The sequence below is a fragment of the Psychrobacter lutiphocae DSM 21542 genome (genome assembly GCF_000382145.1).
Classification (GTDB): Bacteria; Pseudomonadota; Gammaproteobacteria; order Pseudomonadales; family Moraxellaceae; genus Psychrobacter; species Psychrobacter lutiphocae.
Genome location: NZ_KB907630.1, coordinates 1 through 12668, shown reverse-complemented (window position 1 = coordinate 12668; position 12668 = coordinate 1). Strand labels below are relative to the sequence as shown.

The following is a 12668-nucleotide window of genomic DNA, read 5'->3' as shown; positions in this document are numbered from 1 at the left end:
CCACAACAAAAACAAAGGTATTGCTTATGACTCGCACTATGCTCAAAGATGAACAATGGCACAAGCTACGTACTATTTTGCGTCAAATAAACGTATATGACAAGCCTAATTTAAGAGTGACCGTTGAAGCAATGTTATACCGAATACGGGTTGGTTGTCCCTGGCGTGATATACCAGAGTATTTTGGTAAATGGTACGTTATTTATCAACAGTATCGCTACTGGCGTATTACAGGTAAATGGCAAAAGCTTATGTCAATAATAACGCAAGACTACGATAGTGAATGGTTGTTTATTGATGGTAGTGTCGTCAAAGCGCATCAGCACAGTTCTGGAGCAACTAGTCATCAAGATGAAGCCATTGGTAAAAGCGTTGCTGGTAACAGCAGCAAGATTCATCTAGTGGTTGATGCTTGTGGCAATCCTGTTCATATTGAAGTGACTGGTGGTCAACTGCATGACTCACAAATGGCAAATGTTCTCATCAAACGAGCGATCAAAGATGATACTGAGGCAGTTGTTGCTGATAAGGGTTATGATAGCCAAGATATTAGAAATTGCATTATGGATTATAATGCTACAGTGGTTATACCTGTTAAATCAAATTCAAAAAGCAGTAATGAAAATATGGACTGGTATTTATATCGTTGCCGCCATTTAGTTGAAAATGCATTTGCTAGATTAAAGCACTTTAGAGGAATAGCTACTCGCTATGATAAGCTTAAAGCCAGTTATGAAGCTGCTGTTATTCTTGCTTGTGTTTATATCTGGCTGCCACTTATTTGAAGCTGTTTAGGCCTATTGTTGCAAACGTTTGTTTTTTGGTCGATAACCAGTGGTCTCATTTGAGACCTAAGTATAAGCTCTTACTATCATAACTTGTTTTGTTATGATAGTGCGTAAGCTCTATTATATTTAAAAAAATATAAATAGTTAATTATTTTAAAAAATTGTTGAATAGTTTTAAGTTTTAAAATAAAATCAGTTAAGCAATATAGCATCACCTAATAATTACATTAACTTTCGGAGAGTTAGCAATGAAGTATTCTAATCCAAAATTACGCCGCCTTAATCCAGAGTCACAACGTGGTCAAGGTATGACTGAATACATTATCATAGTAGCACTTATTGCAATTGCAGCAATTGGTTCTTTTAAGTACTTTGGTCAGACAGCACGTAGTCAAGCTGCAGCTGCTGCTCAGGAGTTAGCAGGTCAAGATGGTGCGTCTGATACTAATAACGCTAAGACTGCGGCAGGTAAAGCTAGAACTCAAGGGAAAGAAGAAAAAGGCATGGCTGATTTTACTAATAATGGTCAGTAGTAGTATAAGCAGCTAGACTTAAGTAAGAAATGTTACTAAAAGCAGCTTTTAGAAAGTATTGATTATTTAACAGGTATAGCGATGAATGAATCTAAACAACAAGGACAAACATTAGTACTAATGTTAGCCTTTACTTTAGTATTAGCTATAGCTCTTATCTATTTATTTAATACATCTCAGCTTTTAGCAGAACGTACCCAGGCAAAAGTGCTTGCAGATCATGCTTCCTATAATACAGCTGTGAAGCAGGCACAACTCCTTAATGCCAATGCTTATATGAATAAAGCTAAAATTGCAAATCAATTAGCTACGGCTCAGGCGGTAAGTGTTGCAAGTTGGGCAGAACACTTTCAGCCTATTCCAGAGCATACACAATGGATCAATTTAATACCCGTTTATGGTAATACCATATATTCAGGATTGGTAACTGCTACTAATTCGCTAGGGCAGGCATCAGAAGCATCTGCACCTTTTATTATTGCTAACAATGTAGCCACAAAGAGTGTATCTGAACAACAAAACTTATTAAATAATACGTCTATTATAGAGATCCGTAAAATACCAACTAAGACATTGCAAAACTCTTCTATAGGAACTGACTTCAAAGCTGAAGCATTACCTTTATCCTCTCATTTTTCTGTAAACGACCCTTTTAATGGTAACTTTATTAAGCAATATCAAGGTAATAGCTCTGATCCTTATGAAGGTCGTCAAAGACTAAAAGATGTGGTTTTAGCTTCAAGAGACCCTTTTACTCGAGAGCGAAGAGTAGACAGTCAATGGAACTTACCTGGATGGATTCGTACATGGAATAAAAAAGGTTTTGAGCTACATAGAAGAGGAGGAACGGAGGTTAGTAATGATTTAAATCAATGGAAAGGCGTGGATACCATGTCTCTTCATTATGAAAAGTTAAAAATTAAATGGACTGGATTAAGTTGGAAACATCGTGAAGACCAAATAGGTTACGGAAGTGCATTGGTTCGTAATGATGGTGGTGATAATGATAGAGGAAATCTAGCAGGTTATTCAAATGTCTTAAAGAATAGGGATGCTTCTAATAGAAGCCATCAATTTACTCCGAGTTGGGATGCTCGATCAAATAACAGAATAGGTTGGGGAGAAACTGGAATTCCACGTTTTTGGGATTTGGATCCAAAATTTTTAGCTCAAGACGAGCCAACTTTGCCTTTATCTATACGTATCACTAAGGGTTCAGATTTGCTTGATACTACTAGTGGTGCCGCAGAATTTAAAGTCGGGAGAGAGCTTGATATCGTTTCAAATGATAATATATCCGCTATTTCATCAGCAGAGGTTTATTTTGAGCGTCCACTTCAAGATAGGCGTGGATCATCTACCTTTCTTAATAATGGCAAATTTGAAAAAGCTAGCTTGTTAAATCCTTATTGGCAAGTCAGACTGATTAATAATAGTCCAGAAGCTATCGCTGAAGGAAGAACACGATGAAAGTAAACGAGTCAGGGCAAGCGGCAGTAGAATTTGCAGTATCGGTAAGCGTTTTAATAGCTTTAGTATTGGCTATTCCAATATTAGCTAAAATAGCGAATGCAAATATAATGAGTATTCAAGCTTTAGATTATGCTGCTTGGCGGGTACGGGAAGGTAATACTAATAATGAGCTACTTAGTCAAGAAGTTAGTGATAGATATTTTGGTGAAACAGCGTTGGTTGTAGATAATGAAAAACTTAATCATCGAGGTGCAAAATTAGGAAAGGGAAAGGATAACCAGCAAATATATAGAAATAACACAGTCACTATAAACTACGCTCCTGATAATAGCGATGACTCATGGAATAAGATTGAAGATCTATATAAATTTGGCTTATATGATCAAAAAGGGGCTGTCAGCATCAATTTACCTTTAGAGAATTTAAATGTTATACCTGAAATAGTAGAGTCATTAACTATCAAAAAAAGCTTGTACGTTGATAATCAAACCTTAACCGCTAGGGATCAAAAAGAAATACAGGATAACATGGATAACTTTAATGACATAGTTATTCCTTATAACAATGATGCACAAAAGAAAGCTACCAATATATTCTATAACACTATTATAAAAGGAATAGATTTAAGTGCTGGCTGGATAGATAGTGTCTTTTCCGATCATCAGGTTGAAGATGTAAAAGTTAACCATAATGAAGTTCCAGATGACCGACTTGTAGAGTTTAAACCATGAATAGACTTATAGCTTTTGCTTTATGTGTGCTGGTTTCCTCTCCCGCATTTAGCCATGTATGCAATAACATTAGAGTTATACAAGGATTCTCATCTTCGCATTTGTTTCAGAATGCTATTATTAACAATAAACCCTTAGATTATTATACCTTTAGCAGCGAATGTAATATTGATTGCTTAAAAGCAAAACTTAAGAATAAAAATATATCTTACTCTCTAAATAGAAACGTTCTATCAGTATTTGATAAAGCAAGTGTTGCAACCCTTACGTTTGAATCTATTGGTAACCAAGTTATATCCGGTTATTTGACTTGTTCTTCTACTGACAACAGACAGTATATTACTCACCCTCTTCATCTTTTTATGAATAAAGCTTCATTGGATCTTCAAACTGAAGATTATAAAACTATTTCCCGTACTATAAATCTTCAAGGCTATACAAAATCAGAGTACGCACGTTTGGTAAGCCAACTCAATAAGATTGCTATTAGCAAAAAAAACATTGTTGGGTTTACTGATTATAAAATATCAACTCCTAAGTTTAAACAATCTATTAAAATATCTAAACTAAGTTATCGTGGTGACTTTATGATTAATATTGAGGTTAATAAATAACATGAAAAGTCAAAAAGGTAATATTGCAGTTGAGTACCTCTTAGCAACATTAGTAGTGATAGCTATTGTATTTGGTATCCAGGTAGGAGATAAAAACTTGTGGAGCATGATGCATGAGGCTTTTCAAACTCGACATACAAATTATTCTAAATCAATTAGTCACTTAGATGATGTTGATGCACTGACAGATACAGAGAGAAAATGAAAAAAATTAAATTAAATAAAAACGTTATAGCGTTATTATTGTCGATATTACTTGCATTAATATGTGCGGTATTACTCAAAGTAATTGTTGATAAAAAAATAGAGTCCTCTCTGAGCACTGATACTGTTAGTTATATTGTAGCTAATAATGACTTGCCAAAAGGAACAATCATAGACCCTTTTGATAGTTCTCAGTTTGCTGTAAGAAACGATATACCAGTAGAATTTGCGCAGTCTACTGCAATTACTCCTGATCAAGCTGAAAATATTGAGGGTGCATTGTTGTTGAATGATGTTAAGAGAGGTGATGTTTTAACATGGATGTCTATTGATACTGATGAGAGTAGGCAGTTATCAGGTAGATTATCCCCAGGGAGAAGAGCTCTAACTATACCTGTTGATGATGAAAGCTCGATATCATCAATGCTAAAACCTAATGACCATATTGACCTTATTCTTACATATCAAAAAAATGGTAATATTGTTGCTGCTCCATTAATGCAAAATGTACGTGTATTAGCAACAGGTGATTCACTAAGTACTAGTAATAGTTACCTTACAGACACAAATTATAATGATAGTTTTAGAACTATTACTTTAGATCTAGATTTAGACGACGTTTCTAAGATTACAACAGCACTAGAGCTGGGACGTTTATCAGCCGTATTAAGAAATCCTAATGATATGACTTATACAGATAATGTTGTTAGCCTACAAACTTTACAACGCGAACTAAATTTAAAAACATTCGATAAACCTGAAACTTTTGTTCCTCCTTCTCCTCCTTCGATACCTGACTCATATGTAGAAGATATAAATGAAAAAATGTTCGAGTTAAAAGAAAATACTGAAGAGACTAATGTAGAAGTTGCCCCCACCCCTAAACCATCTATTGACGTAATATATGGAAATAGACATCTAAAAAATTAGTATTATCAAAGAGTAAAATATGTTTAAAAAATCAATTTGTACCATTTTAGTAGGTATATCGACTTTCGCACTAGCAGATGTCAACAGTGGGGTTATGACACTATATGTAGGCCAATCTGAATTCATTAATGATAATAGTATTACTAATGTTGCTGTTGGAAGTGATGAGGTTATTAATGCTTTACCAATTGGTAAAAAAGGTGTGCTATTAACAGGAATAAAAAATGGTGATACAACTATTAAAGTTTGGAGAAAAAACTCTGTTCAAAGTATAAATACTCATGTATATCCTGCTAATCTGCCCAGAATGTTTAATGAGATCAAATACTTTATTGCTAAATATCCACAGATCTCTGCTAATATTGTTGGTGATACAATAGTTGTAGAGGGAGAGAATATTAGTGAGTTCGATAAGAGTAAAATTGATAACTTTTTATCGCAGTATAAATATATTACAAATCTTACACGTGCTAATAATCAAACTGCTGATTCGAATGATACAAGAATGGTGTATTTTGACGTTAAAATTGTTGAAGTAACCAGAAGTGCTAGTCAAAATTTAGGAATTGAGTGGTCATCACAAGTAGATGGTCCAAGAGTAGGTGTTATTGGAGAGTTTAAGAAAAGTAAAGCTTATAAATCACAACCTGGAGGGATTGATTTTGACGGCATCCCTCCTGGGCCACATATAAGACCATTTCAAACTTATGCTGGTTTAATATCTTCTATTACAAGCCGTATCAACTTAATGGAAAGTGAAGGAACGGCTAAGCTCATTGCACACCCTGTCTTGTCATGTAGAAATGGTGGGAATGCGGAGTTTTTATCTGGTGGACAAGTGCCGTATTCAAGTGCTTCAGCTACTGGTACTCCCTCAGTTGACTTTAAAGACTATGGTATTAAATTAGATGTGTCTCCTATTATACAAAATGATGGAAGTATATTAGCAAATATAAAATCAGAGATAAGTGAAATTGATCATGCGGTTCAAATTGATAATGTACCTGGACTATTGACTAGAAAAACAACAACGGACTTTAGCTTACAAAATGGGGAAACTCTTGTATTGAGCGGATTGAACTATAATAGACAGTCTGATACTAATTCACAGGTTCCAGGACTTCATAAAACGCCGTTTTTAGGTAGGCTTTTTAAAAACGAAAGTAAAGTAAACGCACAAACTGAATTATTATTTATAGTTACGCCATTTATCTACAGTGAAAAACAGAACCCTTCTAATTCCATTACAAGTAAAGCTAGTGAAATGGTAGAGAGCTTAAATATGGATAATAAACTGTTACCAGTAGACTTTTTCAAGAGTGAAAATAATAGAGTTTATTTTGAAGAGGGACAAAAATAAATGTTAAAGATTAAGGTGTTTTATAAAGATAAGGAGTCTATTGTTGATTTCGATAATGATGAAATAGTTATAGGTAAAAGTTTACAGGCTGACCTGCAAATAAAAGGTTGGTTGACATCGAATGAGCATGCAGTAATTAAAAAGCTGCCTGCTGGTTATGTAGTCGAAGATCTTGATCGAGGTGCTAATGGTACATATGTTAATGGTTCTAAAGTCGATATGTATGGTCCCTTAGAAGAAGGGGATAAAATAGATATTGGAAAGTATAGGTTTGTTATTCTAAGTATAGATGCTGAGGAATTATCGTATGAATTGAAAAAAGAAGATATGTTCGATTCTACAGTTAATCCTATGAAGAGCTCTTTCAAGGGAAAAGAGACAGAACCTCTGTGCCAGCCTATTGAAACTGGTCTCACTAAATATGTGGATAGTAAAGCTGAGCTTGAAAAAGAAATGAAGCTTATGAAACAGCTGCATGCAAAGTTAATTGAGACTATGGACTTAGAGCGGCAAGACGTTTCTAAAATGTCTGATAAAGAGCTATATGAAACAACACTTAATTGCTTAAATAAAATAATTGAAAACGATTTAACAGTAGATAGAAAAAATATAGAGCGTATTAAAAGTTTAGTGTTAAATGAAGCGATTGGGCTAGGGCCCTTGGAGGTTTTAATAGCAGACAAAGATGTTTCTGAGATTATGGTTAACTCTGCAAGTGAGATATATGTTGAAAAAAAAGGTCGTATTCTTCTAACAGGCTCTGTTTTTAGTAGCGACCAAGCAGTTCTTGATATTATTGAAAGAATTGTTTCGCCTATTGGAAGAAGAATTGATGAGTCTTCACCTATGGTTGATGCTCGATTAAAAGATGGTTCTCGGGTAAATGCAATCATACCTCCATTAGCATTAAAGGGGCCTACAATCACGATTCGTAAGTTCCCAGAAAAGAGATTAAAAGTTAAAGATTTAGTTGAAATGGATAGTCTTTCGTCGAATATGGCAGAGTTTCTTGAGTCTTGTGTTAAACATAGGCGAAATATTATTATTTCAGGGGGAACTGGATCTGGTAAAACAACATTACTAAACGTTTTGTCAAACTTTATCCCTAATGGTGAGAGGATAATAACTATCGAGGATGCGGCAGAACTTAAGTTAGACCATGATCACTTAATTGCATTAGAATCTAGGCCTGCGAATGCTGAAGGTAAAGGCTCAATAACTATCCGTGATCTTGTGAAAAACTCATTAAGGATGAGGCCTGATAGAATCGTTGTAGGTGAGTGTCGAGGTGCCGAATCATTAGATATGTTACAAGCTATGAATACAGGTCATGAGGGTTCTTTAACCACATTGCATGCTAACACGCCTAGGGATGCACTATCTCGACTAGAAACTTTAGTTTTAATGGCAGGTATGGACTTACCTCTACAAGCCATTCGAGAGCAAATAGTATCAGCTATTGATATTATAGTGCAGCAGACTCGTTTTGCTTGTGGTAGTCGGAAAATAACTCATATTACTGAAGTAACTGGGATTGAAGGAAATACGATTCAACTACAAGATATATTTGAATATAAAAAAAATGGATATGATGAAGACAGAGTTGTTCAAGGTGTGTATAGATCTACTGAAACAATCCCTGCTTTCTATCAAGACCTGATTGATAGTGGTATTGATATGAAAACTGATTACTTTAAGATATAAGTAGGGAATTCACATGCTTTATTTTGGGTTTTTTGTTTTACTTGCAGTGATTTTCTACATATTTTATATATTTTTTTCTAAAAATATGTCAGGGTCTTTTACAAGATCAAAAATATCAATACTATCTAAATCAATTGATTATAGTCTTCCTGAAAATAGAGTTAATACCTATTTTATAGCCTATATAACTGGTGCTATTAGTCTAATTTTTCTGGCTTTTTATTTATTAAGCAATTATGTTTTAATTTTAGCATTTGTGATTATTGTTTTAATTCTCCCTTATTTTGTTATTAAGCATATCAAAAATAAAAGAATTTCTTTATTTGAAAAACAACTTCCGGATGCTATTGATTTAATGGCTGGCTCATTATTAGCAGGGAATAGTTTATCTGGTGCTTTTTCAATGATCGCAGAAGAGTTTCCAAACCCTTTGTCTAAAGAAGTAAGTATGGTGGTTCGAGAACAAAAGCTTGGAGTTTCAGTTGATCAGTCCTTACAGAACTTTGCAAAAAGAATGCCTCTAAACTCTGTAGTTTTAACAGTTTCAGTGATAAGAACATCTGTAGAAACAGGAGGGGAGTTGTCAGATGCACTAAAAAATGTGGCACGAACACTTAGAAGTATCGAACAAGCTGAAGGCAAAATAAGAGCACTAACTTCACAAGGAAAGATGCAAGCATGGGTAGTCGGATTGATGCCTGTACTATTAATTATTGTTTTATCAAAGATGGAGCCAGAGGCAATGTCTCAATTATGGACAACTAAAGAGGGGTATATGGCTCTATTAGCTTTAATTATATTTGAAGTACTTGGTATTATTTTTATTCGAAAAATTGTCAATATAGATATTTAGGTTAAGTATGCTGAATTATTCACTTCAAATATATATTTTAATTGGGTTTATTACTCTAATAGTCTTTGTATTAGTTTGGTGTTTGCTTTACTTCATGTTTCGCGTACCAAATGATGATAGAGAGCATTATGATGACCCACCCATCTTTTATAAAGCCTTTAGTTTTTTTATAAATGTTATTGCCTTCTATGTATCACCTTATGTTAATGAACAAACATATGAGAGGTATGAAAAGAAAATAATCCATGCTGGAGTGGAATATCAGTTTAAGCCTTCGCATATTATTGCGAGTAAGATTTTTAGTTGCTTTTTTCTTACTTTTTTTGCCATATTAGTTTTATATTTGTTTAATCAAAATTTGATTTTGGTTTTTTTAGTTAGTATTTTTGGTTATATGTACCCTGACCTTTGGCTTAAAGAAATAAAGAAAAAAAGAAATAATAAAATCTCCAAAGATATGCCTTTTTTTCTTGATATGATTACTCTCAGCGTGGAATCAGGGTTAAATTTAAATGGCGCGATTAGACAGGCTGTGGATAAAAGTCCTAATGGCCCTGTTAGAAGTGAGTTTGAAAAAGTTGTGAGAGATATTAAAACTGGAGTAAGTAGGTCGGAAGCATTTAGAAAAATGAGCGCTAGAGTTGATGATCAGTCGGTAAAAAGTTTGGTGTCTTCAATTATTCAAGCTGAAAAGATGGGTATGAATCTAGGACCAATACTCAGAAGTCAAGCAGAACAACGTAGAATTGAACGATTTCAAAAAGCTGAGAAAATGGCAATGGAAGCGCCCGTAAAATTACTTTTTCCATTAGTTGCTTTTATTTTTCCTTGTACCTTCATTGTTATCGGATTCCCAGTTTATGTCATGATGAAAGATGCTTTCTTATAAAAGGGCCTATATTGTGAAAGTAATCACTAAAGAAACTGTTATTGGGCGTATGAAAATAATTCAAGCCACTACATTTTTATCACGACTAAAAGGGCTATTATTTACTAAGAGCTTAGAGTCTGATGAGTGCATTTTAATAAGCCCTTGTACTTCTATTCATACGATAGGTATGCTGTATTCTATTAATATTATCTTTCTTGATAAAGATGATTTTGTTATTTCTGTTAAAAATAAAGTAAGACCTAATCGTATTTGTCTGGCTCCACCTAAAACTAAAAAAGTCATTGAGTTAGCATCTAAAAGGGGAATCATTCAGCCTCATATAGTTGGCCATAAGTTCACGGAGGATCTAGTATGAAGCTTAATCAAAAACAACGGGGCGCTACTTTAACTGAGTTCATAACCATAGGTCCTATAATATTTATTCTAGGTATGACTGGTATCCAATATACTCTAATGTACAATGCTAAGACTAACTTAACCTATGCGTCTTATGAAGCTGCTAGAGCAGGAGCTATCGAAAATGCTGACCCTAAGGCTATTCAAGCAGGTCTGCTTAAAGGGTTTTTACCTTATCTAAGTGCAGGCAATGGTTCTAACGGAGGAGTTTCTGATTCGGCACGGTTGTTGCAAACTATTACAACCTCCGAAACACCTTTTATGAAGGTAGAAATTATTAATCCTAATGAAAAAGCTTTCGATGACTTTAACGACGAAACCTTACAAAAATTATTAAAAACAGATCACAAAGTCATACCTAATAAACAAACCGATATTGAAAATCTAAAAGACACTCAAGGTAAAACATCAGGTATTACCATTGAAGAGGCAAATGTATTGAAGCTTAGGATTACCTATGGTTATAAACCGTCGATACCTTTAGTAGGTAATATGTTTGCACAAGCCTATGATTTGTTATCAGGACCACAAGATGCTTTTAATACTATGCTATTTGCAGCAAATAGAGTTCCTGTTGTGGTAGATGTATCTTCCCAAATGTTAAGTCCTGCTGTTCAAAATGGTTTAAAAACTGGGTCATATGATCCTGCTAATACTGACTCCCCACAAACGAGTGGGCATCAACTCCCAGACTTAACACAAGTAAATCTTCCTGGCAAATATGAAAATATGTCTAGAGAAGAGATTATTAATGACATTCTGATAAATGGTAAGGATGAGAGTGTTAGTAATAGAGATTGGGTTAAGATTTTAATAGCACTAGGTATTATTACAATTGGGGCAGATCAAATTAATAATGTACTTGAGGGGATTGATGAGTCTGGGAGCGTCTTCGACACAGATTTATTCTCTGATTTCCAGTCTAATTATCAGTGCCCTGCAGGAGCGAGTTCTTACGATTTGTCAGAAGATGAAGGTATATTAAATCAAGATTTTTAAAAGCCTACGATTAGTTATCTAGTTTTATAATTTTAAATTATATAAATTATTAATTATTTTCATGTTGTTCTTAGTTTGACCTATCGTAAAGGCATATCAAATATTTTTATTGATATAAATATAATAGAGTAGGCTTATGATCTTAAGTTTTAAAGTAGTGCAAAAAGGAATGTTTTTTTTACTAAATATATGTATTAGTTCGCTTAGCTTTGCTGGCATACAATTTATTGATATGAATAAAAGCACTAATCAGACTAAAGCGACAGTACAAAATAGTGTACACGACAGTACAAACAAACCGCAGATTAAATATAGTCCATTAGATAATATAATAAATCACTATGCAGCTCAACATAATGTACCACCTGACTTGATAAAAGCCATCATTAAACAAGAATCAGGTTTCAATGTTCATGCTGTTTCTCCTAAAGGGGCTCGAGGCCTAATGCAGCTTATGCCAACGACAGCGGCCAGTTATGGGAGATACAACTTATTTAATCCACAACACAATATAGCTGTAGGAACAAAGCATTTATCTTATTTACTGAATAAATATAACAACCAATTACATCTTGCTTTAGCTGCTTATAATGCAGGAGAAGGTAATGTCGCTAAGTACGGAGGTATACCACCATTTTCCGAAACCCAAAACTATGTTTTAAATGTGCTTAAATCGTACAATAGTTATTTAGATCAAGCGCTATTAGCAAAAGGAGTATCAAAAGAGAAGATTATTAAAATGAATCAACAAGCTGAGTCAAATACTAATAACTCAAATAAAAGCCGAGTGTTATACCTCTCACTTAATGAATAATTAATTGCATAAAAAATCTGACAACCCATCAACAACCTTGTAATATTAAGTAAAATTAAAAAAAGGGTTAGAATTTAGCAATGCGATTAATGACACTTACCGCCAGTATTCTCTTATCGCTTGCTATTGCTAATATAAGTAATGCCGCCAACCCTCTCTCTGCCGCTTCGAACACTATTACGGCCTGTAACAGAATAGGTACAAACGGCACACCTATGTGTCCTGCACCGACCCCAACCAATCAAGATAATCCAGATACCAACAGAGCAGGCGGTAACCCCATCAACCTACTCACAGGTAATAAGTTTGAATCAGCAACAGACATAGAAGCCACAGGCGGCGAATACGCCCTAAGGCTGAATCGTTACTACAACTCA

At 34.4% G+C, this 12668-nt stretch carries 15 protein-coding genes; all 15 read left to right on the top strand.

Annotated elements, in window-relative coordinates; genetic code table 11:
• Window positions 1-26: 26 nt before the first annotated feature.
• Window positions 27-785, top strand: coding sequence for an IS5 family transposase (locus H140_RS0104850; RefSeq protein ID WP_019672538.1), 759 nt, complete (start codon window positions 27-29; stop codon window positions 783-785).
• Window positions 786-1036: 251 nt separating this feature from the next.
• On the top strand, window positions 1037-1321 hold the full coding sequence (locus H140_RS0104845) for a hypothetical protein (protein WP_019672537.1): 285 nt from the start codon (window positions 1037-1039) through the stop codon (window positions 1319-1321).
• Between the two features lie 81 nt (window positions 1322-1402).
• Entirely contained in the window at window positions 1403-2791 is a 1389-nt protein-coding gene (locus H140_RS0104840) for a hypothetical protein (protein ID WP_019672536.1), read from the top strand.
• Window positions 2788-3525, top strand: a complete 738-nt coding sequence (locus tag H140_RS0104835) for a TadE/TadG family type IV pilus assembly protein (RefSeq protein ID WP_019672535.1) — start codon at window positions 2788-2790, stop codon at window positions 3523-3525. Before H140_RS0104840 ends, H140_RS0104835 begins: the two co-directional genes overlap by 4 nt.
• Window positions 3522-4139: a hypothetical protein gene (locus H140_RS0104830; protein ID WP_019672534.1), complete on the top strand. Its 618-nt coding sequence runs from the start codon at window positions 3522-3524 to the stop codon at window positions 4137-4139. The genes H140_RS0104835 and H140_RS0104830 overlap by 4 nt, the downstream gene beginning before the upstream one ends.
• 1 nt (window position 4140) lies before the next feature.
• Window positions 4141-4344 carry a hypothetical protein gene (locus H140_RS0104825; RefSeq protein WP_019672533.1) on the top strand — a complete coding sequence of 68 codons (204 nt, stop codon included), beginning with the start codon at window positions 4141-4143 and terminating at the stop codon, window positions 4342-4344.
• Window positions 4341-5273, top strand: coding sequence for a Flp pilus assembly protein CpaB (cpaB, locus tag H140_RS0104820; protein ID WP_019672532.1), 933 nt, complete (start codon window positions 4341-4343; stop codon window positions 5271-5273). The genes H140_RS0104825 and cpaB overlap by 4 nt, the downstream gene beginning before the upstream one ends.
• A gap of 19 nt (window positions 5274-5292) precedes the next feature.
• Complete coding sequence (locus H140_RS13955; protein WP_019672531.1) at window positions 5293-6633, top strand: type II and III secretion system protein family protein; 1341 nt, start codon at window positions 5293-5295, stop codon at window positions 6631-6633.
• Window positions 6634-8337, top strand: coding sequence for an ATPase, T2SS/T4P/T4SS family (locus H140_RS0104810; RefSeq protein ID WP_019672530.1), 1704 nt, complete (start codon window positions 6634-6636; stop codon window positions 8335-8337).
• A gap of 13 nt (window positions 8338-8350) precedes the next feature.
• Window positions 8351-9190, top strand: coding sequence for a type II secretion system F family protein (locus H140_RS0104805; protein WP_019672529.1), 840 nt, complete (start codon window positions 8351-8353; stop codon window positions 9188-9190).
• Between the two features lie 7 nt (window positions 9191-9197).
• The gene (locus H140_RS0104800; RefSeq protein WP_019672528.1) at window positions 9198-10079 is read left to right on the top strand and encodes a type II secretion system F family protein; all 882 of its coding nucleotides are present in this window, start codon (window positions 9198-9200) and stop codon (window positions 10077-10079) included.
• Between the two features lie 13 nt (window positions 10080-10092).
• On the top strand, window positions 10093-10437 hold the full coding sequence (locus tag H140_RS13950) for a DUF192 domain-containing protein (protein WP_167320785.1): 345 nt from the start codon (window positions 10093-10095) through the stop codon (window positions 10435-10437).
• On the top strand, window positions 10434-11477 hold the full coding sequence (locus tag H140_RS13945; RefSeq protein WP_019672526.1) for a TadE/TadG family type IV pilus assembly protein: 1044 nt from the start codon (window positions 10434-10436) through the stop codon (window positions 11475-11477). Before H140_RS13950 ends, H140_RS13945 begins: the two co-directional genes overlap by 4 nt.
• Window positions 11478-11613: 136 nt before the next feature.
• Window positions 11614-12291 carry a lytic transglycosylase domain-containing protein gene (locus tag H140_RS15085; RefSeq protein WP_019672525.1) on the top strand — a complete coding sequence of 226 codons (678 nt, stop codon included), beginning with the start codon at window positions 11614-11616 and terminating at the stop codon, window positions 12289-12291.
• Between the two features lie 80 nt (window positions 12292-12371).
• A partial coding sequence (locus H140_RS13935) for a DUF6531 domain-containing protein (RefSeq protein WP_228127156.1) occupies window positions 12372-12668 on the top strand: 297 nt, incomplete at its 3' end.